Source organism: Mycobacterium sp. 050128 (genome assembly GCF_036409155.1).
Taxonomy (GTDB): domain Bacteria; phylum Actinomycetota; class Actinomycetes; order Mycobacteriales; family Mycobacteriaceae; genus Mycobacterium.
This window is the reverse complement of record NZ_JAZGLW010000007.1, coordinates 22,407-45,774: the sequence shown is the minus strand read 5'-3', so window position 1 is coordinate 45,774 and position 23,368 is coordinate 22,407. Positions and strand designations below refer to the sequence as shown.

The following is a 23,368-nucleotide window of genomic DNA, read 5'->3' as shown; positions in this document are numbered from 1 at the left end:
TCCTCAGCAGGCAGCCGGAGATTCGGACAAATCAACCCCGCTCAACACCGGCCCGCCTGCAATCCGCCGGGTAAACAACCCACGGTGCTGGGCGCCGGCCACAATACGTCCGACCGTGCTGTGATGCAGATTGTGGCGGCGGCCGATGGTGCTCGGCGCGGTTCCCGCAGCGTTTTCAGCCAACACGGCCGCCACGACCGCCGGATCCTTTGACGTCACACCGTCGCGAACCAGCTGATCGGCCGCCGGCCGCCACTGCTTGACGTCCACACTCGCACCGGGCACAGCGTCCACGGCCGCCAGCGACCGGTTCGCACCCTCTGATCGCGACCGATACGGCTTACTGGGCCCAGCCGGTGGAGAAGGAGCCAGCGGCGGGGGAGCGGGCCGTGCAGCGGGTTGCGAAGCCCGTGGCTGCCTCGCTCGCGGTGAGGAAGCCACACCCTGTGCCGCCTGAGCTGACGAGGTAGCAGCCGCGGCTAGCACGTCACGCACCTCGTCGACATGCTCGGAAGCCGGCGCGGCTGCGGGCACCGCGCGTGGGGGAGAAAGCGACAACAGCGACAGCGTGGAATTGGCGATCGACACGTCGATGGCCACCGGCCATAGCCATGCTCGAGATGCTGGCATGCCCAGCGCTACCGCCAGGTCACGCAGCGCGTCAAATGACAGGATGAACGCGCACCCTGCCAGAGCGAAGGTCATCGCCAGCGCGAGCCAGTAGATGAAGCCGACGCGTCGGGTCTTGACCAACAGGGCCACCGAGTGGGTGGCCCCTAAGAGCACCGCCGGCGGCACGACAGCCGCCGCCGCGGCGAGTCGAACGGTTCCCGGGGGCGCGGTCAACACGGCGTGGGCGACGTTGCCGGCGACCGAAACGCTGGTCGCCAACAACAGCCACGTCCAGAAGAAACGCACCGCCGCGCGCGTCTCTTTGGTGGTTTCCTCAGCAACCATCGACTACCTTCCCGTGGCGTGCGTGACCCCGAGGGCCTCGACGTTCCGGGCCTCATCGGGAGCTGACCTTTTTAGCGTATGGCCGCCAGAGTGCTTCACATGCACAACTTTCGGCCACCTGACGCATCGTCCGCCGATAGTTACCGCATCGCGCCGGACGACGCATTCGCCGCTTCACGGTCGTGCGTGCGGGGAACCTACGTGTACGACCCGAATTGCTCGACAAACCACCTTCAAGGGTGAATTACGTTCGGCGCCAAGGATGCTCATCCAACATCGCGGTGACGATCCCCACGAGTTCGGCTTCTCCGTTGCTACGCAGATGCTCGGTCACCGCCTCAATCCGTTGCAGCAGAGCACCATAGGCATTGGCCGCGGCCGCGACATAAGTCTGTGCGACCTGCACTTCCCAAGCTGAGCTGAAGCGCGACGGAAGGGTGCGTAGCTGTTCCGACAGCCCCCAGGCTTGCTCTTGGACGGCGCCCACCAGGCTGCCCACCAGCTCCGCGTCACTGCCCGCTCGTGACCGCCCGTCATCAGCTGCGGCGGCCTCGAGCACGTAATCAACCTGGCGCACCGTAGACAATGCGTCTTCGATCGCACCGGTATGCGCGCGGACCTGCGCCGGAGGGACGGGAATACTTAACAGGGTTTCCGTGGAACCCGTGTCGCTTACAGCGGCGGCCAGGCGGATCTCCTCGCGCTCGGCGTGAACCCGGGCAATCTCGGTGTGCACCGCCTGGTTCGCGGCCGTAATGGCCGCATCGGCCTGCCGGCGGGCCTCGGCGACGTGTGCCGCGGCCTCGGCGCGCACCTGCTCAGCCTCGGTCTGCGCCCGAGCGGTCGCCTCCTGCACCGCGGCGCTTGCCTTCGCTATCTGCTCCTGGGCAGCAGCGATTTCTCCGCTGGCCTGCCCCCGCGCCGCCGCAACAGCGTCCGCGGCGTCGGCTCGTACCTGCTCAAGTTCGCCACGAACCTGCTGCACCCGATGTTCGGCGGCCTGACGCTCGTTAGCGCGCTCGGCCATCCGCTGCCCGGCCCGCTCTTCGGCCGCCCGAACCTCTTCCCGAGCCGCCGCCACGTGGGTCTCGGCGTCGGCCCGGACCCGGGCCAGCTCGTCTTGCAGCTCCTGGATGGTTCGTTCGGCCGCCGCCCGCTCAGCGATGCGTTCCGTCGACCGTTGTTCGGCGCGCGCTTCAGCGGCGGTGAGCGCTTCCCGGGCGGCCGCTGCATCGGCGGCAGCCCCGGCTCGTAGCTGTTCGAACTCGCCGCGCAGCAAGTCCAACCGTTGTTGGGCCGCTGCCCGTTCCTCGGCGCGCTGGGCGTCTTTGCGGGCGCTTTCGGCTTCTACCGCCCTCACCCGCTCACGCGCCGCGGTAGCCGCGTGCGCCGACTGCTCTGCTTGAGCGCGCGCAGCATCCGCTGCTGCTTCGGCGTCCCGCCGATCTTGGTCAGCTTTCTCGGCCTGGCGCTCGGCCAGAACGCGCCGGTGGTCGGCTTGCACCAGCTGCTGCACCATCGAAAGGCGTTTGGGCGCAGAGCCGAAACGCCGGCGGTGATCGATGAGATCCTGTTCACTCATCGCCGCCGCTGCGGCAACCTCTGCAGGAGGCGCGGTCCCACCTCGGGTCGCCGCAGCGAGCGCGGCTTGCGCCGCCTGCCTGGTTACCGCCGCCCACGTCTCGACGTCGAGTTCCTCAATCTGCTGCATCAGAGGAGTCATTGGCGGCGGCGCCTCCCGCCGGCAGGGACCTTCGCCGCGGGTGGGCTCGCGTCCTCACCCGCGCCCGCCGCCACCAGGTCCGGGTCCCCGTTCGACACCGGCTTTGCACCCGGGGCTGGATCTGCAGGCAATGGATTTACGGCCGTGACCTGTGGAAGGTCACCGCTTTGCTTAGCCAGCACCCGTGAGAGCTGAGTGAGCTGAACCGCGGCGGCCCTCACCAAGGCGGCGTCGTCGAGTTTCTGGGCGTCGTCGTGTATTCCCTGCAGGACGGCCAAGGCCAATTCCGGTCCAAATCCCACCGTGGCGCCCTCGCTAGCGGCAGGCTCGATGCCACCCTTGTCCACCACCCATGCCAGCCTCTCTCGGCATTCCTGCACGCTCACAGCGCGTCGCTCGTCTTCGCGCAGCTCCCGGTGGTGGCGCTCTTGCTGCTCAAGCAGCAGACGATGCCGGTTAGAGAAACCGCGCCAGGCGAACACCGCGACACCGGCAACGATCAAGGCCGCAAGCAGCGCGCCGGCGCCGGCGAACCCCGCCGACGTCAAAAACTCACGCGCAGGCGGTAGCGCCGGCATCGCCTCCGTTAAGGGAACGCGCCCCGATAGCAGTGGGTTTGACGCAGTCATGAAAGCTCCTCCCGAACTTCATTTGTGCCGATTAGGTGACGGTGATTCCAGCTCAACTGTGTGGCAGTCATATGCATGCGCCGCGATCTTGTTGGACCTGAAACGGTGCAGTGGGGGCCATCGGACAGACTTCGTGGACCCAACGTGCACAAGATGAATCTGCGACGGCGCGGTGTGGCAAGTGCCGCCCCATGGACGGCATTCGGCGCTGAGTGATTGCTTTCACGAGCCGCGACCTAATGCGGACCAGGTACTAGGGGCGCAAACCAACCAGGCAGGTACTCGTAATATCCGTATGGGGCCTTATCGCCCTCAGCGACGTGGATGACGTCGCGCACATCAATCGGCTGCTGCGGCGGAGGCCATGGCTGCTCAACGCCGTAAGCCCGACGAGGGTCAGGCGCGAAGATCCCCGGCGCCAATTCCTTCGTACCGTAGGGTCCCAGCAAGTGCGGGTCTTGCCGGGTAATCGTGGCGTTATCCAGTGGATACTTCGCCGGCGCGGGACCCGACATCGACAGCCCGTCATCGTCGGGATACCACAAGCCTGGCCCGATCTGCTTAGTCCCGTACGGGGCCAATTCTCCTGGCCCAACAGCGATGATTTTGGTGACATCGATCCAGTAGCGCGGATCTTTACCGTGTGGCGGCTCACCGGTTGCCGGAGAGGCCGGCGGCGGGTCCTGGCCGAAGCCGGTTGCTTGGATGCGGCTGCCGGGTTGGTAGTCGAGGGCGCGGATTTGTCCGGCCAGGGTGCTTGATTGTTGTTCGGTGGTGTTGAGCACGGTGTTGGCCGCCGAGACTTGGGTGCGCAGGCCTTGGAGCAGGGTGCGTTGTGCGGCGGGGGAGCGGGCGCCGGGTGCGGCTTGAGTCAGGGCGCGGGTTTGCTCGGTGATCGTGTCGAGTTGGCGGGCGCCGACCTGGTTGAGTAGTGCGGCGCTGCCCAAGCTTTGGTGCAGGCTGGCGTCGGTGTGTCCGTTGCTGGTCAGTCGTGTGGTGGCGTCGTGGACAAAGCCCCGGTGTGCATCGACGAGGTCGCCGGACATCACCGAGGCGCGGGCTCCTGCGCCGCTGACTATTTGGGCGGCCGATTCCAGGGTGGGCTCACCGGGGGTCGGGGGCTGCGGTGAAGAGCCGAACAATCCGCGGGCACGCTGCACCACCGCCACCGCTTGGGCGGCTACCTGCTCAATCGACACTCCAGCATTATCGCCCCCGCGTTACTACGTCAAAGTCGCTTTTGTGAAGGCGAGCAGTTGCCGGCCACCACGCGGCCTCGCGTCCCAATCGCCGAAACGCGGCGTTCGTTCAGCGCGCGGCGATGATGCTCGGAATCACCGGCGCAGGTGCGACACCGCCTACCGGCGAACCATTGACGAATGTGAATTGGCCGCCACAGCCGCCAGGCATGTAGTACTGCACCGTGGGGTTGGCCGCCGAGAGCGTCGCGATCTGCGGCAGTGACATCGGTTGCCATGGGCCAATTTTCGGCGGCGGGTTAATGCCCGCCAGCCCGCCAGTGCTCACACCCCCGAGCTCGCCGGTGATCTCATTAGGGCCCTTCGGCGCCCAGATGTCACCGCCGAGATTGACCCGACTAAACCGTTGGGAGTCGTAGGTGTATTGCAACCACTGCTGCTGCTGGCCTCCGACGGTGCGGGTATAGCCGGTGTAGTCCACGCCGGAGATGCGGAACTTATATTGTTCCTCGAGGTACGCCATTGGTGGCGCGTTGTCGTCGGCCCACGTTTTGCCTCCGGTCACATAAAATCCTGTTGGCCCGCCGGCAGGCATGTCCGCCAGGGGGCGGTGACCAGTCCACGGCGGGGGCGGATTCTTACCCACGTACGGCGGTGGGATGACATCTTGCCAATACCCGAACCGCTCATCACCGACGAACGGATTTCGCGGGTCGATCGCGGGCTGGGGCTGATCAGGGGAGGTGCTGGCAGGGGATTCAGGGAGGGGGCCTTGGCCGAAGCCGGTTGCTTGGATGCGGCTGCCGGGTTGGTAGTCGAGGGCGCGGATTTGTCCGGCCAGGGTGCTTGATTGTTGTTCGGTGGTGTTGAGCACGGTGTTGGCCGCCGAGACTTGGGTGCGCAGGCCTTGGAGCAGGGTGCGTTGTGCGGCGGGGGAGCGGGCGCCGGGTGCGGCTTGAGTCAGGGCGCGGGTTTGCTCGGTGATCGTGTCGAGTTGGCGGGCGCCGACCTGGTTGAGTAGTGCGGCGCTGCCCAAGCTTTGGTGCAGGCTGGCGTCGGTGTGTCCGTTGCTGGTCAGTCGTGTGGTGGCGTCGTGGACAAAGCCCCGGTGTGCATCGACGAGGTCGCCGGACATCACCGAGGCGCGGGCTCCTGCGCCGCTGACTATTTGGGCGGCCGATTCCAGGGTGGGCTCACCGGGGGTCGGGGGCTGCGGTGAAGAGCCGAACAATCCGCGGGCACGCTGCACCACCGCCACCGCTTGGGCGGCTACCTGCTCAATCGACACACTTGCATTATCACCCGCCCCCCACAGGTGGCTAACGCCAATTGTTAGCGGAGCCCAGGCGACGGTGCCCTAATGGCACGAACGCTGTTTTCAGGCCGTTCGACGCAACCGTAGAACGTCGTGTTCGACGCAGCCCACGCGGGCGGCGGCCTCAGCGACCGATAGCGCCGGGTTAAGCAGGACCTGCAACTCATCAGCAGTGAATGTCGGTTCGACGTCCCAGGGCGCCTCATCCCACCCGGTTTCACTGAAGCCAAAAAATAGTTCGTCGCGCATCACTATCCTCACGAAAGGTGGAGTAAGGGAGAATATTTCAGTGCCGAGGCATAAAGGAACGAATGCCGGCTCTCTGGGGCTCCGTCGCCCTGTCGGGATGACTACCTGTGTCGATAGTACCGGCGCCCCACTCAGATCGCAGGCTTCCCACCGAGGCGCGACCGGATCGATGCCTTCTCTTAACCCAGCGCTACCGCCGCATTCACGGGTTGCGTTTGGTGGATGAGGCCGGCTCTATCCCGGCGGCGATAGACGGCGGGGCCACTTCGATCACGGCTGATTCCTCGTCAACGACGCGCAGATCACCGCGAAGCGGTACAGATACCGGTCCAACGTGGTGTTCTGGTTCGATACCGCCGCCCAATCCGCGGTCAACAAGATAGCAACGCTGAATCTCTACGCCGCCTCCGGGCTATCAGCACATGCAGTCCCGCTATTGCACGGAACGGTCCTCATCACTGGAATCAATCCCGCCGGAGATCCAATCGGTCTCTCGAGACAACAATTAGCCTTCCTGCAAACCGGGCCGGCGCCGAGCTGGTGGGCACGATTCATCTTGCAAACCCGCGCACAGCGCTCCCAACGCCGCCGACCCACCAACAACCGGTAATCCCACTGCGCGTTGACAGTTCAGGTGGTGGGTTCCGTTTCGACCCGCGCACCAACATAGGTGGGCCATCTCGCCTGCCCGCAAGTACGGCAGCGGCTGAGATTACTGATCTGATGTCGGCCTTGGTGGTGGAAGCGCGTTCCTGAAACCTTCCCAGCCGGCACGGTCCGCGCCGGCGCGGCTAGTCTTGACGCGCCGGCGCAGCGCACGGCGATCGACTCTATAGCGCCAATCGAGCAGCCATTGATCAAGGCCTCGGCTCGGGTGTGACGCGACTTGGGAGATCTGTTGTCGTGTCAGGCCAGCCAGCTCGCCGTTCTCATCATGCGATGTTAGGACGACGCGGCCGCGCAAGAGCGGAACGGTGCGCGCCGTCAACCGAGTCGCGGCCAGCAGCAGTTCGGTGGCCGGCCGGTTCACGTCCTGAGACGTCAACCCCACGGGGTGAAACCAGAAATCTAGATGGCCGAAACGACTTGTTGTGGAGAGGCTTTCGACACGTCCGGCACCCAGGTAACCTGCGATGTCATCTTGGGATGTCACCTCAACCAAACCTAATCCTTCCGGATGAAGGTATTGGTGCCCCGGGTTAAGAAAGATCGCGATCGACATCGCCCTGTCCGTGTGCCAATCCTCTCATCTCTGACTACCTGCCAGGGCAGGCACGTAGAGACCTCTATGGTGTCGCGGATCATCGCGACCGTCAGGCAGTCGGAAGAGGTTGGCATATGCCGCCTTGTTCTGCCGCGTACCGTTGTGCCTCGTCGGTCTCGGCCGCAGTGAAAGCCCGCACCGCGGCGGGCTTTCCGGGAACTCGGACAAGCCAGCTCTGTCAACGCTTTCTGAAAGTTAACCCCGAAACGAATCCCGAGAATTGACCCCTCGATGGTTAGTGGGCGGGGTCGCGGTGAGCTTCGTAGACGATCCAGCTGTGTCCGAGGATGTGGTCGCGTCCAACTCGTTGCATGCCGAGCTTGGTTAAAACGCGTTGCGAGGCGTGATGGCTTGGGTCGACGATGGCCAGTATGCGTTCAGTTCGGTTAGTCAGTGCCCACGCCAAGCAGGCTGACGCGGATTCGGCGGCATAGCCGTGGCCCCAATATGCGCGGGCGAAATGAAAGCCCAACTCAAGGTCTTGGCGCCCGGGCAGGAATTGCAGTCCGCAGTCACCGATGAGCTGACCGTTGTGGGACAGGGTGACCGCCCATTTGCTGACGCCGTGACGTTCGTGATGATCAATGAGGTCTGCGACTCGTTGGCGAGTGCCGTCGTGGTCGCGCACGCCGCCAGGAATGAACCGTGTCGCTTCGGGATCCGAGTACACGGCGTGCATGGCTTCGAGGTCATTTCGCCGAAGGGGGCGGATCGTCAGACGCTCGGTGCGGATCGGCAATCCAACCGCGGGGACCGATGATGCACGATCGGTACTCATGACCTCGCTCCTGTGGGACCAGCACCTGTGTCTGCCACTGCATACTGACAGCGACGTCGCCCCGTTGACCCGCTACCAGCGTCACGGCGGCGCCTTCGTGTCAGTCAACGCAGGATATTCGCCGCACAGCCTCAACGACACGCTGGCGCTGTTGCAGCATTACCGTTGCGCGGTCGACGCGCACCCGGACCTCGAGCTGGCGGCCACCGTCGGCGACGTCGCAGCGATCACCGGTGCTGGCCGCATCGCCGTGGTCTTCGACCTCGAAGACTCCCGCCCTCTCGACGACGACCTTGCCAACCTCACCGTTCTCGCCGACCTTGGGGTGCGCACGCTGCTACCCACCTACAACCACGCCAACCGTGCCGGCAGTGGCTGTCTGGACGTCGCCGATAATGGTCTTACTGAGTGGGGGCGTTCGATCATCGGCGAGATGAACACCGTTGGCATCGTTCCCGACGGTTCGCACTGCAGTGCCCGCACCGGACTAGACATGTGCGAGATCTCGACCGGCCCAGTCATTTACAGTCACTCGTGCATGCGCGCGGTCTGGGATCATCCCCGCAATATCAGCGATGACCAAGCCCGCGCCTGCGCGGCCACCGGCGGCGTCATCGGAATCACCGGCGTCGGCATCTTCCTGGGGCCCAACACCCCGACCCTGGAGGCAATGACTCGGCATCTGGAATACGCCGTCGATCTGGTCGGCATCGAGCACGTGGGGATCAGCAGCGACTTCTCCGTTGACTACGCCGACTTCATTGCCGAACTCACCCGCAATCCGCACATGTTCGACGACAGCTACACGCGTTGGGGACCGATCCAGTGGATGGCTCCCGAGACACTACTGACACTCGGCGAACACCTCAGCCAACGCGGATGGACCGCTACGGGCATCAATGCCGTCGTGGGCGGCAACTTCCATCGTGTAGCCCAATGCGCATGGCGCACCTAAAGGTTGATAGTCAGTTATCGGCGGTGCGGTTTTCTTTGGTGAGCAGTTGGCGCTGTTGGTGCGTGCGGTAGGAGTCTCCGGTGAGGGTCAACACTTCGGCGTGATGCACCAAGCGGTCAATCATCGCCGCGGCGACCACGTCGTCGGAGAAGGTCTCTCCCCAACGTCCAAACGGAAGATTTGAGGTCACCATGATCGAGCCCTGCTCATAGCGCGACGCCACCAGCTGGAAGAACAGGTTGGCCGCGTCCTGGTCGAATGGGATGTAGCCGACCTCGTCAATGATGATCAACTTGTAGCGGCGGATCTTCTTCAGCTCGGCCTCCAGCCGGTTGGCGTGATGCGCAGCTGAGAGGCGGGCGGGCCCAAGATGACGCGCCAGCCTTCGGGTTGCCCGCGTAAGCATTGTTTCCGGCCGCAAGCACGGCGGCCCGGCGGGGCGGTACTCGATTGCGACCCCTCCGGCACCGCATGCGCGTTGCCAACGTCATGAGTGCTGTTTAACATGTGTTTAATAGCTGTGACTTCGGTAGCAGCCACTCGAATCATCTGAAGGTATCCGTCATGTTGCACCTACTACCCAAATTCCACTCACTACCCGCTCCCCTGGCTGCGGTGGCACATCGTCACTGGCCTGGTCCAGCATTCATTACGGCAATCGGGCACATTCACATCCGGCTGCCTGAGCCGCGCCCGAGTTACCCGACGCATGAGGCCAGCTATTTCGAGGCGGGGGAAATGTCTCGCCTGATGGACCACCTTTGATGCGCCAGCACACCGCGTAAATCAAACTGCCCCACTACCCGTTGCTTTCTAACTGCGTTGCCGCGAATCGCCAACAGGGCCGCCAGAGCGGCCGACGATGGCACCGGTGAGGACCCCAGCGGTCCTGGTCGCGCACGAGGTGGCCGGTTGGCCACAGCGGACCGTGGGAACCGTATGCCGCGCAGGGGGATTGGCGTGCCGGAACGGTGGTGTTGGCCGCCGGCTGCCACCGCGCCCGTGTCTGGTGATCAACTCGAAGCCAGGCACCCCTACCCAAACTTCTGGAAAGGTGTCGTGCGGCGCTCCCAAGGCGAGTGATACCTTTTCGGCACCGTTAACTCGTTCAAGGAATAATGTTGCTTTGCAACGCCTTCGCGGCAGCGGCACTGCTCGGTGGCTGCCGGGGCTTGATTGGCCACGACGCGTGCAGCGGCAGTAAACCAACGCAGCGTTACTTCAGTTCTTGTCTTCGCAGGAAGACCGGTGGTTGGGTGCTCAGATCGACACCGCCGTCGACGGGCAGGGTTTCATGCAAGTTCACGGGTCGACCTTGCTGGGTTGCGTGGGCGCGGTAGTGCAGGACACCAGTGACGTGAACCCTCAGGGTGTTGGCGTCGAGGTCGTAATGCATGTTGTCGGTGGTCTCAAGAGAGTCCAGGTTCAAACTGTCGTTGTCGATGGCGTTGGGGCCGGTGGTGACGACTTGCCGACACCCTTCAGGGGGGCAACACCCTTCTGGCGGAGCGGCCCCGGCATAGCAGTAGTGCGCTCGTCTATCGACCGTCTCTAGTGATACTTGACGGCCGACGTCGTTGAGCGCGATCGCCGGTGTGATGGTGGGCGGGTCGGCCGCCGTCAGTGCCTCGAGCAGCAGTGGTGTCGTGTCTGCGGTGATGTCGATGTAGCGATTCGACGAGGAGACATGTGGTGTTCCGGGGAACACCGAGATTGTGCTGGCCCCATTGGTGAGCGCGCCGGCGACGACGAGGGCTTTCATCGCGGCCGCGGAGTTCGGCGGTGCGGTGATTGTGACCGCGATGGTGGTGGTGTCCAGCTTCCACTGACCGTCCTTTTTGTGGACGGTGATCACCGCTTGGGAGGGGGTGAGCCCGAAGCGAGCCGACAGCACGACGCGTTGGGTATCCGGCGAGGCGTCCGGATTCCGTGCCGCGTCGTTAGTCGCGGTGATCGCGCTGATCGGCGTCGCCGAGAGCTCGTCGACGAGTGCCTTGTCGGTCAAAAGTTGCGGGGTAGCCGGTTGTTGGCCGCTCAGCGACACAGCGGTCTGGGCATCTCCGGTGGCTAGCGCCTCCAAATAGTGCTGGCCCACCAGGCGCGCGGCCTCGCGGTCTTGCGCGGCGCGCTGGGCCGCGTCGGGACCGCTGAATTTGGCTACCGCGAAGATGCCGCCGCCAACCACCAGGGCCACCACCGCCAGTGCCGAAACTGCTGATACCACAAGCCGTTTGCGGGAGCGCCGCGGTATAGGTGCTCTGTGTGGTGGCGGGGTGGGGTAGCGGGGGGCCGTCGGTGGTGGGAAGGCGGGGTGTGGGCCAGGCCAGGGTGGGGGAGTGGTGGGCGCGAAGGGGGGTGGGGGAGTCGGGGCGGCCAGGGGCGCTGAGGTGGGCAGGGGCAATGCGCCTGGGGCCGGGGTTGGGGCGGGGCTTTGGAGCTGGCTGGTCAGGGCGGCGGCGAAGTCGCTGCATCGGGGGAAGCGTTGGGTGGGGTCTTTGGCCATGGCGTGGACGAACACCACGTCGGTGATGGCCATGTCCGGGCGGGTGTTTCCGGGGCGCGGAGGTGGCGAGGTCAAATGCGCGTGGATCACTGAGATGGGATCTGTATCGGAAAAGGGTGGGACGCCGGTCAGCAAGTGGTAGGCCGTGGCGGCCAGAGCGTATTGGTCGGCACGGCCATCGAGTGTGGCGCCGCGCAGTAGTTCGGGTGCGGCGTAGGTGAAGGTTCCCAACGTTTTGACGGTGTCGGTCATCAGGCTGGCCGTCACGTCGTTGTCGTCGGCGGGCCGAGCGATACCGAAGTCGCTCAATAAGATTCGGGGAGTGCTGCCGTCATCGGGGTGGCTGATCATGATGTTGGCGGGTTTGACGTCGCGGTGCAGCAGGCCGAGCTGATGAGCGTGATCCAACGCCGCGCCGACGGCGCTGACCACGGCGAGCACCTCGGCCGGCGGCAGGCCCAGGCCCTGGCGTTGCGTGAGGACCGTATGAAGATTGGGGCCGTTGACGTAGTCCATGGCGATCCAGAGCTGGCCGTTGAATTCGCCCCGGTCGTGGACCGCCACGATGTGGGGATGCCACAGCTGCGACGCACGATCGGCCTCACGGATGAATCGTTTCTGGAAATTAGGGTCGGCCGACAGATCCGCGCGTAGCACCTTGAGGGCCTCCAGCCGCGGCAACCGGGGGTGGCGCGCCAAATACACCTCGCCCATCTCCCCGGCACCCAAAAGCCGCACCACCGTGTAACCGGCAAACGAGGCACCTTCGCTCAACGGCATCGGGGCTCACCTTCCTCAGTTCACGCTCGACTGTTTAGCGATGGATGGGGGTGGACCCATACATCGGGGGATCTTTGGTCAAATCGACTGTGCCGCTAGCTTTGTAGATCACCCTGCTGGTGGTTGGTGAGTGAGCGTTGTACACGACGCTGCCTGATACGGTCACCAACATGGTGTTGGGATCGAAGCTAAACCGGGTGTCGGAGAAATCACCGGCACCGATCACCGATACCTTGGTGTCACCGGTGTCCAGGGTGTTGCACTCCGGTGGCGGGGCGACACCTTGGTAGCAGTAATGCTGCCAGTTGTCGATGGACGTTTTGGAGGCTTGCAGGCCAGCATCGTTGAGGGTAGCTACAGGTTGGATGCTGGGGTGGGTGGCGTTGGCGCCCAAAGCATTCAGCAGTACCGGGGGCGCCTGGGCGGTGATGTCGATGAAGCGGTTCGACGAGGAGACGGCAAGGGCGCCTGGGAAAACCGAGACCGGGGTTGTTCCGTTCGTTGCGATTCCGAACAGTGCGACTGCCTTGAACGAGGCACTGCTGGTGCCTGGCGTTCCGATGTCGACAGGCACGGTAGCGGTGTCGAGTTTCCAGTCGTTGCCGTGGCGGTGCAATGCAATACGAGTCTGCGACGAGGTCGGCCCGAAGCGGGCGGACAAAATCACGTACTGGACGCTGGCCGGGTCATCGCCGGAGGCCGAAGGAGCTGCGGTGACCGTAATGTCGGTGATCGGTGTTGACGCCAATTGGGTGCGCAGGGCGTCGGCGCTGACCCACTGTGCTGTGGCCGAGGCGGTGGCGCCCAACGACAAAGCCGTGTCGGCGTCCCCCCGCGAGAGCGCCTCGAGATAGTGCTGCGCGGCCAGCCCGGCAGCCTCTTGAGCAGATGTCGTGCCCGGTGGCGCGGAGGTCTGAGCGCCGTGCGGCAGGACGAAATACGCGAGCACGCCGGCGGCAGCGAGCACCGCGGCCGCCGCGGCCGCGGCCCGTAGCCACCGGCGCCGTCGTGCCGGCCGCGGTGGTGCGCCTTCATGATGCGGGTTGGGCGGCGTCGGCGGCCATCCCGGGCCTGGATGCGGTCGCCCAGCTGGCTGTGGTGGCGCAGTGAACGCGGCGGCGACCGGCTCAGACGACGGTGGAGTCCGATCAGGCCGCGTCGTCGTCCACGGCCGGGTCTCGCCGGCCGGCTGGCCGCCTGCTTGAGCCGCCGCGTTGTGTGAAGACGGCGCCAAGCGGAGTTGATCGGCCAACGCCGCCGCGAATTCGCTGCACCGTTGGAAGCGCTGCCGCGGATCTTTCGCCAGAGCCCGGGCAAACACGGCATCGGTGATGGCCAGGTCGGGACGCACGGCTCCAGGAAGTGGCGGTGGCGCGGTCAGATGGGAGCTAATCACTGCCACCGCAGGCAGATTGGCAAACATCTTGGTACCGGTCAACAGGTAGTAGGCGGTAGCCGCCAACGCGTATTGGTCCGCCCGGCCATCCAGTGCCCCACCCATCAGCTGTTCGGGTGCGCAGTAGTTCACGGTTCCCACCGCCATGTTGGTCGCGGTCAGGCCGCTCGCATCGTCGATCGGGCGCGCGATACCGAAGTCGCTCAACAAGATTCGCCACTCTCCGGCGTCATCGGCCCGGCTGACCATAATATTGGCGGGCTTAACGTCACGGTGCAGCAGCCCGCGGTGATGAGCGTGATCTAACGCGTCGCTCACCGCGGCGACCACCGCCACGACGGCCTCGACCGGCATTCCGGACGCATAGTTCGCACTGACCACCGCGCCCAAATCGGCGCCATCAACATAGTCCATGGTGATCCACAACTGGCCGTCAAACTCACCGCGGTCATGCACCCCCACGATGTGGGGATGCCACAATCCCGAAGCCAACTCGGCCTCCCGGTTAAAACGCTGTTGGAAATCGGGGTCGGCCGAGTACTCAGTGTGCAACACCTTGAGCGCCTCCAGCCGCGGGAAACGGGGGTGGCGGGCCAAGTACACCTCGCCCATCCCTCCGCTACCCAGCAACCGCACCAGCGTGTAGCCGGCGAACTGTGCACCCTCACTCAGCGGCATCGATACCCCGATACGTCTCCCAGCCCTCGCGGGGCTGATCAAGGCAAGACGTGACACCAACCTCCTGAATTACGTTGTCGCCCAGCAGATTTGGCTGCGCATCGTCGACAGAATGCGCCACGCTCACCGTCCCTTCCCAGACAGACAGGCCTTGGCGATCTGTGGCAAATCTCTTCACACTCACTGGTGGTCTCTCCTCCATGGCGTTAGGTGCCTGACCGTTCGACGTGGCGGCGCCGCCGCCCACCACGCGGATTACGGGCAGCCGTCCAGCGCTTGTGGAAAGCCCGCACGGATGCCCTTGTGTAGAGGCGGCCAATGGCCGCATGCACGACGGGTGCGGGAAAGTCCGGGTCGTCGGCGAGTTGTCCGACGCGCTGGCGGGAGACACCGAACTCACCAGCGATCTCGGTGATTCCAATGAGGTCAAGGTTCAACGGCGGCGGGTGCTCAGCGTCCGCAACGAAATCGGCAGTGCTCTGCACCAGCAATCGGATGGGCGCCGCAAGACCGGTAGCCGCGGCCGCGGCGCTCAAACCCACACCGGTGGCCTCCGCCAGGGTCGAGGCCTCCACCGCCAGCGTGATCTGCAACCGATTGCTACCAGCGTCGTAGCTGACTTCGGCCCTACCAAGGGCCTCGGCCAGTGCCGCGGTATCTGCAGCTGACAGCGCTGCGGCAGCGTACGTGAGCTGAGTCGTCCAGGTCATCACACACCAGCCCCCTTGTCCGGCGCGCACCGCGCCTGCGGGGCCCGAGGACATAGTGAGCCACAACTATTGACAGACGCAAGGGTCTACAAACCATTAGACAACCCCTATCGCCCTCATGTGCTACTATGTAGCACATGAGGGCGATAGGGGTTCGCGAGCTTCGGCAGAACGCCAGCAAGTACCTTGAGGACGTCGCAGCGGGGGAGTCGATCGAGATAACTGACCGCGGCCGCCCGGTCGCGCGTCTCGTGCCCGTTACAGGGGATCCATGGCAAGACCTCGTCAACTCCGGCGAGGTTGTGTTGGCGGCTCGTCCTTTGAAGGCCGACGACCTTGAGCCGCAGAGTTACCCGCACAGTCCCACTGAGGCTCTAGAACAACTACGGCACGATGAACGCTAGCCAGATGCGAATCTATTTGGACACGTCCGCGTTGGTGAAACTCGTTGTCGTCGAGGCGGAATCGGTAGCGCTGCAAAACTTCCTCGCTGAGCAACGCCACGACACCCTGTTCTCAGCAGCCCTGGCGCGCACTGAACTGATACGGGCAGTCTTCCCGAACGGGCCCCAAGCCATTGGTCACGCACGCGACCTCCTGCACGGCTTGGACATCATCACGCTGAGCCGACAGTTACTCGACGACGCAGGCACGTTGCAGCCACTAACCCTTCGCAGTCTCGACGCCATTCACCTCGTTGCCGCACAGCGTGCCGGCGACACCCTACGTACGGTGATCACCTATGACGCCCGGATGCTCGCAGCGGCAGCCGAATTGGGGATCCCCACCGCAGCACCAGGCTAGCTCTCTGACCTTCACACGCGGCCTAGAAGAATCGTAAGACTCCAAACTGCCGAAATCCGCTGCCGGCCAACTCAATCCTCGCAATGGCGTTCGTAATCCCAGCGTTCCAACCATGCGGAGAGGTGGTGGACTCCGATGCTGACCACGATCAGCACAACGCCTTCTGCGACCATCAGAAGCTCGTTCACAGTCGGTCCATCTCACGGGCCGTCGCCGCCTGCTCGAAGTAGCTGGTCCTGCGTGGCGGGTACCGGCGGCGCGGCTCACGCTCGACGCTGACGCTCCGCACCAACCGCTGCCAGAGGGTGACACGCCCAGGGCGCGGGGTGGTGAGGGGCTGGAGTGCCCCGAGGGCAGCCGCGGTTGCGAACGTGACCTGGCGTTCGGTGATGAGCACAGGTTCCGGTGCCACTTTGGTGAGGTTGTGTGCTTGCGCGGCGCCTGATGTTGCGACCGCCGCATGGCTGGGTTGCGTGGCTGCAGCGGTATCACGATGTAGCACCACTGTTTTCGGGATGGCTAGCATTTCGATCACCTGAGAGGGATTCGCGCCCGGCGGGTCCGGCCGTCAATAAAAATCTACGAAGTGACCGGCGTCGTGCGCATGCGTAATGGACTACCTGTTCTGCCGCGAAGAACCCGCGCTACGGCCGGCGAGTGCCGTCAGGTCTCGGCAGTCCACTGGCTGGCCGGCGGTTCGTCGAGCTTCTGGAACCACGCCAGGTGATAGTTCGCCGACGTCGCATCGCCGGCCACGCTGCTTTCGGTGGCGGCCAACAACAGGCAGTTGAGCAACAGCGCGGGCACCACATCCGGATACTGGCTCAGCAGCTGATAACGGGCCGTGTCGAGATGAACGCGCAGCAGGTCGGCTTCCTCTTCTACGACACCCGTTCCCGCAGTCGCGGCTTTGGCCAGGGTGTGCACTAACCGCGGCAGTCCGTCGCGCCAGTGCGTGACTCGACCCAGTTCCCATGAGATATCCTCGACCGCCGGCAGTTCGCGGGCCTGCACCGACGATTCGGTCGCGGCGAAGTCGGTCGCCCGGCCGACCCGATCGCCGGGCGTGTAGGTGGCGGTCCGGATCGCCTCACCGAGCAGTGCCGAGGCTTTGCCGGTCTGGCGCCCGGGCGCCAACAATCGCACGCCCACCGGAAGCGTGATTCCGGGCGGAATCCACCCGTGGGCAAGATCGGTGACCAACAGCGTCGTGCCGTCCGCGAGATCGCCGACTGCCCAGTTCAGCCCGGGGTCTTGCCGGACGACGAACGCTAACAGCCGGTGCAATCGTTCGGAATCGGATTCGGCGTTGACTGCGGCCGCCGGGGCTTCCACGAGTTCCGGTTCCGGTTCCGGCTCCGGTTCGCGCTCGGGCTCGGGCTCGGGTTCCGGCTCGGGCTCCGGTTCGCTGACGGCCACCGGCTCGGGCTCGGGCTCGCTGACAGCCTCCGGCTCGGGTTCCGGCTCGGGCTCGGGCTCCGGTTCGCTGACGGCCACCGGCTCGGGCTCCGGCTCGTTGACGGCCTCCGGCTCGCTGACAGCCACCGGCTCGGGTTCCGGTTCCCGGACTTCCGGTTGCACCGGGATAGCGACGTCCACCGTGGCATCCTCGGAAGGAGCTCGATGCCGGCCCCCGGAAGAATCGAGGTCGTCGTCCGCGGAGATCTCGGTTGCCGGCTCTTCAGCAACGGGCTCGGCGGTGACAGGCTCGGCGGTGACGACCGGTATGACTTGCGTCTGGTCGAGCGTCCGATCACTGACGACGGGCTCTGTAGCCGGGACCACCGGGATGACTTGGGTTTCGTCGATCGCCGGCGCAACCACATCGGGTTCCGCCGCCGGGACCGCGGGGATGACTTGCGTCTTTTCCAGGTCGGCCGTGCTGAAACGTCGCGCGACCTGTGCGGTTTGGCGTCGCGCGCGTACCTGAGCCTTCATCATCTCCAGCTGGCGAATCGTCGATTCGACGCGCCGAACGGCACGCGCACGGGCTTCGTCGATCACGCGAGCCTCTGCCGCGCGCCAGCCCACATCGGTGAGTCCCGCTCGCTTGACCATCCCCAGCTGTTTGTTGGCGCTGCCGGTGATTCGTTGCAGGTCTTTCTCGAGATACTCTGCGAGCGTGGCGGTTTCGTCTGTCACCGTCGACAGTTCGGCAGGCCAAAGCCCACCGATCACCCACGGGGAGCAATCGACAGGAGAGCTGAAGGCCGGCATCGACAATGATTCCCGGGTAGCTCTCCGGAGGCGCTGGCGCGCCGTCTTTCGACCGAAGATCGCCACCGGATCAGACTACCGATATATGCCGAACGCTCTTTACCAAAGGTGAATTGTGCGGGTGGGAGCGCCTGGCGGGTGACGTCTTGCGACCGAGTTATGGCGAAAAGGCAGCGCCCGCACGTACATTGATTTCTTCTGATACGCCGTTCTGTGCGCGAGGCACCTGCGATACCATCGAGACGTCCCGACGGGTGCATGTCTGGCTCCACGTAGTACTGCCGCCGCCCCCGCGGCTGGGCTGTTTGCGGTACTGCCGGCACGTTCTTCTGAGGGATGGGATGGCCGAACCGAAAGTAGTACGCCACTCGCAAGTGTCGCGACCGCCACGCGCGGCGGCCGGATGCTTGCAACACCTGAGGCCTGGCTTAGGCCAGTAGTGCGCGCCTCGGCGCGCTAAGGCGAATACTGCCGGCTCCAGGCGGGGGAGGGGCTTGTGGTGTCTCACGCGCACACCACAAGCGCGGTGAGCGGCCGCAACGCGGCCGGCGTTCCTGCTGCACAAGGTGGTGCCAATGGATGTCGTGATCGGTGTCGATGCACACAAGGCCACCCACACCTTCGTCGGTGTCGACAGCGTCGGCCGAAAGCTGGCAGAAATTACCGTGGCGGCAACCACCGACGGGCACCTCGAGGCACTGAGCTGGGCCCGCGACACTTTCAGGGGCGACTTGGTCTGGGGGGTGGAGGATTGCCGCAACCTCAGCACGCGACTAGAAAACGACTTACTCCACGCAGGACAACATGTCGTGCGTGTGCCACCCCAACTAATGGCCCGCACCCGTGCCTCGGCCCGCACCCGGGGCAAGTCGGACCCCATTGATGCCCTGGCCGTGGCGCGCGCGGTGCTGCGCGAACCGGACCTGCCCGTGGCCAGCCACGACGACACCTCGCGGGAATTGAAGCTGCTCGTCGATCGCCGCGAGCACCTGGTCCAGTACCGGCGCGCGACCATGAATCGGTTGATGTGGCGCGTGCACGAACTCGACCCACCCCACGCCAGCAAACGGATGAGGCTCGACCACGAGCTTCCACGTCAAGCGCTGCGGAGCTGGCTGGCCACCCAGCCCGGCTTGCTCGCGGAGCTGGCCTACGACGAGTTGACCGACATCGCCAGGCTCACCGACGAAATCGACGCCCTGGAACGCCGTATCGCCGTGCGCGTGCGCGCCGCGGCGCCCTCACTTTTGACGCTGTTTGGCTGCGCCGAACTCACCGCCGCCAAACTCATCGGAGAAACCGCCGGCGTGCACCGGTTCCGCAGCGAAGCCGCCTACGCCCGCCACGCCGGCCTCGCCCCCATCCCACACACCTCGGGAGGCAGCCAAGTGCGGCTGCGCGGTAGCCGCTGCGGCAACCGTCAACTCAACGCCGCGCTGTTCCGCATCGCCTTCACCCAACTGCGGGGCGGCTCCGGCGCCGACTACTACCGTCGGCGCCGCGACGCCGGTGACACACACGCCAAAGCCCTGCGGTGCCTGGAACGCAAAATTGTGCGCAAGGTTTATACGCACCTGCGTACCGATGAAGCCAACAGACACCAATCCCAGCCCGCCCCATGGCATTTCGAAGAACTCGAGCGGCTCAACGACCAGTGGTCACGCGCGCTGGCCACCCTGGGGGACCGATGACGCGCAAGCGGCATAGGTCCTCCCGCGACCTTCAGTCGCGGGAGGAGGTCAACAGCGGAGCGTCCTCCTCGGGGCGGGGGGCATCTTCCTCGGCGGCGGCCTTGGCGAGGTCGTAATTTAGTGGGGTAGCTTGGCGGCGATCGCGTTCGCGATCGTCACCATCTTGTCGGTGACCATGGCGGGGCCTTGTGCAGCGACGTCAATGACGACATTGGAGCGTGAGGTGATTGCGCGTACGTTGGTCTGTTCACCCTTGCCTTCCGGGTGGATGACGAGTGTTGAGATATCGGAAATTGTCGGATATCCCACTGTGTACCAATCGGTTCGGGTGTTCGGCGGCGGCCCGGTGGGCCCGGTGTCGCTGAAATGGGCGTCGGCGCAGTGCTGCCAGGCCAGTGTCACGCGCGCGACGAATAGGGTGGCTGCATCAGCGGTGGGAAACGCGACCACTCCTTGGTCGACGGAATGGGTATGCCGGTCGCCGGGCTCGCGCAACCCGTGTCCGAGCGCTCCGGTGTAGCCAGAGCCGTCGTAGGCGGTCCACATGGTGTTCCAGACTGCTTCGGCACAGCTCGGATCTGAGAAGGTCTCGCTGGCATCGGCCGGGGTGATTGTCGAATAGGTGTGGAAGGTCGCCAGCGGGCCGGCGCCGACGATGTCGCTGATGTGTTCGTCCGACAGCAGCAGTTTGTCGAGATCTGTCGGGGCCACGGTCGGGGCCGCACTGTCTCGAGCCGACAGCGCGCGCGGCTGTCCGCTAAGGACGTGTGAACACGCCCACGTCATGATCACGCAAGCCAGTGCGAAGGCGGCGACACCCCGATAGCTCTGGCGGCACGGTGAAATCATCTATGCCACCTTACTTTCGCTGCCAGCGCCGCGGCGCAACGGGAATATGCGAAACTCGGCGAATTGGGACCCGAATGCATCATCAGCCAGTACCGGATTGTGCGCAGCGTCACCGAGGTCTTGGGTCGCTGTGCGCCTAAGCAGCGAAGCGTATGCCACATTGGCTGGCGTCGACTCAGTCGGAGCGGTGAGCAGGCGTGAGGCGAGGGCATCTGTTTGTTGCGGCGCGGAAACTCCTGGCTTTGGCCGGGCGCGGAAGTGCCGCTTCTCCTTTCGCTGTGTTGTCGGTGTAAGGGGTCTAGGTTGTCAGTCGGCCGATTGGCGAGGCAGCGCTCCAGTGCCCTGCTGATGTGTGCGCCAACAGGTCGGCACAGTGGATCAGCACCTGCGAGCCCGTGGCCGCTGAGATGTTCGCTGGCGCGTGCGATGGCGGGGCGGTCGGCGCGCTGCGCCGTGGTGGAGTCGGTGAAAGTGGCTTCTAGGGCGGCGATTTCGCGGTCGGCGGGATTTGGGGCCGGCAGCCACGTGACGTCGCGGCCTGGGGTGGATCCTCGTTTGACGAGGCCTTGGCGTTCACGAGCGCAGACGCGGTAGATCTGTTCCTGGATGGGAGGGCAGTACTCGGCGGTGCCGGCGACGGGTACCGCTGGGGCGTGACCGCGCAGGTGTGCTGTGGTCAGGGGGCGTTGCGCACTGCGTAATTGGGCGAGCAGATCGTCGCGCAGGATGCGGGTGGCCGCGCTGGTGCTAGGCACTGGCTCGCTCCGTGAGGGCTGGGGATGCCACGGGCGCGTGGCGGGTGGCCGCTGCTGCGTGGCGGCGGCGTTGTTCGCGTTGGGTGGCGGCGAAGTGCACGGCCTGGCGAATCTGCAGGGACCGGCGCTGCCATTCCGCAGGCTGGCGCTGGTAGCGGTCGATCACTTCCTGCAGACGCGCGCGGGCCTGTTGGAGAGCGTCGGCATTTCGGGAGCCGGGTAGCGGGACTGATGCCCACACGCCGTCGGTGACGCCCAGTTTCAGAGCGCGCTGGGCGCAGCTGACGATGATGGGGCAGTTGGTGCAGATGGCGGCGGCCTCTCGTTCGCCGCTATAGGCGCTGAACCACTTGTGCGGTCCTCGTACTCGCACAGGCCAGTGTCTGCTTTTAAGGGCCGGATGTTTGTCACAGCAATATCCGTTTGGGTCAGCGAATTTCGCGGTCGTGAAAACGTGCCCCACCGGCCCACAGGCCGGCCGCGAAGAGACCCAGCGCACTAAGAAGGCTGATCACGTAAGCGGCGATCTCCACCCAGATGGAGTGAGCGTGAGACAGGTGGGTCATCACGTCGGCAAGGCCGTCGTCGATGAAGCCCACAGCATGATCACGGCAAGCAGTACGCCCCAAACGCGGCGGCGATCGGCCGGGGTGGCTCTATTTATCCTCTTGAGGAGAAACCAGACCACCGCCACGGATATAGCGAGGGTGGTCAGGGCGAATGACCACCATGCCCACAGGGGGGCCGCCGTGGTTGGGGCTGCGGACGGAAACATCGAGTTAATACCGCTGCGTCCGGCGATGTAGAGCGGTGAGAGAAAGACCAGTGTTCGCCAATTAAGCATCCTTTGCCAGCGGTTGGCGGTCTCGGCGACGCGCATCGCTGGGCCGCTCATGCCGCACGCCCTGCAATGGAGGCTGCAATCTTGGCGGCCTGGTCGGTCGGAGCGTCACTGCATGCCCGAACGTCGATCACGACGTTGTTGTGCGCGGTCAACGCGCGCTGACATCCCCAACCAGCCAGACCCTCATAGGTGAAACGCGCTGTGAGCGTGCCGTTTTGGTTGTCTACGCGGTCGACTGTGAACGTGTAGCGTTCGTGGCTGGTGGTGTCGGTGACGGTCGCAGCTACGCCCATGCACCTTTGCCACTTGGCGCCCTGCTGGGAAGCGAAATCGGTTGCGGCTTGCGCCGAGGCGAAGCTGATCACCGCTTGGCTCACGGAGTGCGTCCAGTTCTCACCGGGCTCGCGAAGCATCTGAGTTTGCACTGCAATCCAGCCGCTGCCTTGGTAGTTCGCCAATTCGGCCGGGTGATAGGTCCCGAGGCAGTCAGGCCGATCGATATCGGCGGTCCACATTTTGTCGGGCGCCGGATCGGGCACGAGCACCATCGCGCTGGTGCCCATGATCGCGTTGATGGCCGCCGGATCTGGTAGCAGGCCGGTCAGCGCGTTGACCGCGATGGTGGGGGCGGGCGAGGGCGGTGGCAGGCTTGGTGATGCCGGTGCCGTGGTGGTGTCGCTGCCTTGGGGTGCGGGCTGTGACGGCGTTGATCCCGTGACGATCACGGCCACTACTGCGCACATCGCCACGGCGGCGGCGGCGACGCCGACGATCGCGTACGTGCGTGATGTGCGCCGCGGCCGCCCGGGCGGCGGGTAGGCGCCCGGCGCCCACTGAGCGGGCCACGGAGGAGCGGAAGACGAGGGCGGCGTCCAGCCGGTGAACGGCGCGGGTGCCCCGACCGGGTGTGCGGTGAAGGCCGGCCGGCGCTCGTCCGTGCGCTGGGGTGCCCACGGCGAAGGCTGCCACGGCGAGGGCGATGCAGCTGCCGAGGCGTAGGGGTATCCGACTCCGCGCTGATGCAGATCTGACATGGGATGCAACCTCCGGTCGTGTTGGCGCACGGCGTGAC

At 65.0% G+C, this 23,368-nt stretch carries 20 protein-coding genes and 3 pseudogenes; 5 read left to right on the top strand and 18 right to left on the bottom strand.

Features of this window, described 5'->3' with window-relative positions:
- Positions 1-3: 3 nt before the first annotated feature.
- The 8 genes from SKC41_RS28860 to SKC41_RS28825 all read right to left on the bottom strand — a co-directional run bounded on the left by SKC41_RS28860 (position 4) and on the right by SKC41_RS28825 (position 8,114).
- Complete coding sequence (locus SKC41_RS28860; protein WP_330981122.1) at positions 4-957, bottom strand: DUF2637 domain-containing protein; 954 nt, start codon at positions 955-957, stop codon at positions 4-6.
- A gap of 244 nt (positions 958-1,201) precedes the next feature.
- Positions 1,202-2,668: a hypothetical protein gene (locus tag SKC41_RS28855; RefSeq protein WP_330981121.1), complete on the bottom strand. Its 1,467-nt coding sequence runs from the start codon at positions 2,666-2,668 to the stop codon at positions 1,202-1,204.
- An 8-nt stretch (positions 2,669-2,676) separates the two neighbouring features.
- A complete protein-coding gene (locus tag SKC41_RS28850; protein ID WP_330981120.1) occupies positions 2,677-3,309 on the bottom strand; it encodes a hypothetical protein in 633 nt (210 codons plus the stop codon).
- Positions 3,310-3,545: 236 nt separating this feature from the next.
- Positions 3,546-4,508, bottom strand: a complete 963-nt coding sequence (locus SKC41_RS28845; RefSeq protein ID WP_330981119.1) for a DUF4226 domain-containing protein — start codon at positions 4,506-4,508, stop codon at positions 3,546-3,548.
- A gap of 109 nt (positions 4,509-4,617) precedes the next feature.
- A complete protein-coding gene (locus SKC41_RS28840; protein ID WP_330981118.1) occupies positions 4,618-5,796 on the bottom strand; it encodes a hypothetical protein in 1,179 nt (392 codons plus the stop codon).
- A gap of 90 nt (positions 5,797-5,886) precedes the next feature.
- Positions 5,887-6,072 carry a hypothetical protein gene (locus tag SKC41_RS28835; RefSeq protein ID WP_330981117.1) on the bottom strand — a complete coding sequence of 62 codons (186 nt, stop codon included), beginning with the start codon at positions 6,070-6,072 and terminating at the stop codon, positions 5,887-5,889.
- A 712-nt stretch (positions 6,073-6,784) separates the two neighbouring features.
- The gene (locus SKC41_RS28830) at positions 6,785-7,294 is read right to left on the bottom strand and encodes a hypothetical protein (protein WP_330981116.1); all 510 of its coding nucleotides are present in this window, start codon (positions 7,292-7,294) and stop codon (positions 6,785-6,787) included.
- Between the two features lie 277 nt (positions 7,295-7,571).
- On the bottom strand, positions 7,572-8,114 hold the full coding sequence (locus SKC41_RS28825) for a GNAT family N-acetyltransferase (RefSeq protein ID WP_330981115.1): 543 nt from the start codon (positions 8,112-8,114) through the stop codon (positions 7,572-7,574).
- On the opposite strand from SKC41_RS28825, the gene SKC41_RS28820 reads away from it, so the two are divergent.
- Entirely contained in the window at positions 8,113-9,069 is a 957-nt protein-coding gene (locus SKC41_RS28820; RefSeq protein ID WP_330981114.1) for a dipeptidase, read from the top strand. The genes SKC41_RS28825 and SKC41_RS28820 overlap by 2 nt on opposite strands.
- Before the next feature lie 10 nt (positions 9,070-9,079).
- Here SKC41_RS28820 and SKC41_RS28815 read toward each other — a convergent pair.
- From SKC41_RS28815 to SKC41_RS28800, 4 genes and pseudogenes are all read right to left on the bottom strand, one after another.
- Positions 9,080-9,427, bottom strand: a pseudogene (locus SKC41_RS28815) (ATP-binding protein); the annotation flags it as partial.
- 858 nt (positions 9,428-10,285) lie between these two features.
- Complete coding sequence (locus SKC41_RS28810) at positions 10,286-12,352, bottom strand: serine/threonine-protein kinase (protein WP_330981113.1); 2,067 nt, start codon at positions 12,350-12,352, stop codon at positions 10,286-10,288.
- Positions 12,353-13,589: 1,237 nt separating this feature from the next.
- Positions 13,590-14,426 (bottom strand): annotated as a pseudogene (locus SKC41_RS31955) (serine/threonine-protein kinase); the annotation flags it as partial.
- A gap of 206 nt (positions 14,427-14,632) precedes the next feature.
- Positions 14,633-15,136, bottom strand: coding sequence for a hypothetical protein (locus SKC41_RS28800; protein WP_330981111.1), 504 nt, complete (start codon positions 15,134-15,136; stop codon positions 14,633-14,635).
- A 137-nt stretch (positions 15,137-15,273) separates the two neighbouring features.
- Between SKC41_RS28800 and SKC41_RS28795 the strand changes: the two genes are divergently transcribed.
- Both SKC41_RS28795 and SKC41_RS28790 read left to right on the top strand, forming a co-directional pair.
- A complete protein-coding gene (locus SKC41_RS28795) occupies positions 15,274-15,540 on the top strand; it encodes a type II toxin-antitoxin system Phd/YefM family antitoxin (protein ID WP_061559440.1) in 267 nt (88 codons plus the stop codon).
- A 4-nt stretch (positions 15,541-15,544) separates the two neighbouring features.
- Positions 15,545-15,940, top strand: a complete 396-nt coding sequence (locus SKC41_RS28790; RefSeq protein WP_330981110.1) for a type II toxin-antitoxin system VapC family toxin — start codon at positions 15,545-15,547, stop codon at positions 15,938-15,940.
- Between the two features lie 184 nt (positions 15,941-16,124).
- On the opposite strand, the gene SKC41_RS28785 is transcribed toward SKC41_RS28790, so the two are convergent.
- Both SKC41_RS28785 and SKC41_RS28780 read right to left on the bottom strand, forming a co-directional pair.
- Positions 16,125-16,352 (bottom strand): hypothetical protein, encoded by a 228-nt coding sequence (locus SKC41_RS28785; RefSeq protein ID WP_330981109.1) that lies wholly within the window; start codon positions 16,350-16,352, stop codon positions 16,125-16,127.
- A 251-nt stretch (positions 16,353-16,603) separates the two neighbouring features.
- Positions 16,604-18,082: a DUF5631 domain-containing protein gene (locus tag SKC41_RS28780; RefSeq protein WP_442931856.1), complete on the bottom strand. Its 1,479-nt coding sequence runs from the start codon at positions 18,080-18,082 to the stop codon at positions 16,604-16,606.
- 650 nt (positions 18,083-18,732) lie between these two features.
- On the opposite strand from SKC41_RS28780, the gene SKC41_RS28770 reads away from it, so the two are divergent.
- Positions 18,733-19,848: an IS110 family transposase gene (locus SKC41_RS28770; RefSeq protein WP_330981108.1), complete on the top strand. Its 1,116-nt coding sequence runs from the start codon at positions 18,733-18,735 to the stop codon at positions 19,846-19,848.
- A 117-nt stretch (positions 19,849-19,965) separates the two neighbouring features.
- On the opposite strand, the gene SKC41_RS28765 is transcribed toward SKC41_RS28770, so the two are convergent.
- A complete protein-coding gene (locus tag SKC41_RS28765; protein ID WP_330981107.1) occupies positions 19,966-20,697 on the bottom strand; it encodes a sensor domain-containing protein in 732 nt (243 codons plus the stop codon).
- 792 nt (positions 20,698-21,489) lie between these two features.
- Here SKC41_RS28765 and SKC41_RS28760 point away from each other — a divergent pair.
- A complete protein-coding gene (locus SKC41_RS28760) occupies positions 21,490-21,675 on the top strand; it encodes a hypothetical protein (protein ID WP_330981231.1) in 186 nt (61 codons plus the stop codon).
- A gap of 63 nt (positions 21,676-21,738) precedes the next feature.
- Here the strand turns inward: SKC41_RS28760 and SKC41_RS28755 are convergent.
- From SKC41_RS28755 to SKC41_RS28745, 3 genes and pseudogenes are all read right to left on the bottom strand, one after another.
- Positions 21,739-21,825, bottom strand: a pseudogene (locus SKC41_RS28755) (hypothetical protein); the annotation flags it as partial.
- Positions 21,826-21,880: 55 nt separating this feature from the next.
- A complete protein-coding gene (locus tag SKC41_RS28750) occupies positions 21,881-22,051 on the bottom strand; it encodes a hypothetical protein (RefSeq protein ID WP_330981106.1) in 171 nt (56 codons plus the stop codon).
- A gap of 292 nt (positions 22,052-22,343) precedes the next feature.
- On the bottom strand, positions 22,344-23,330 hold the full coding sequence (locus tag SKC41_RS28745) for a sensor domain-containing protein (RefSeq protein ID WP_330981105.1): 987 nt from the start codon (positions 23,328-23,330) through the stop codon (positions 22,344-22,346).
- Positions 23,331-23,368 lie beyond the last annotated feature (38 nt).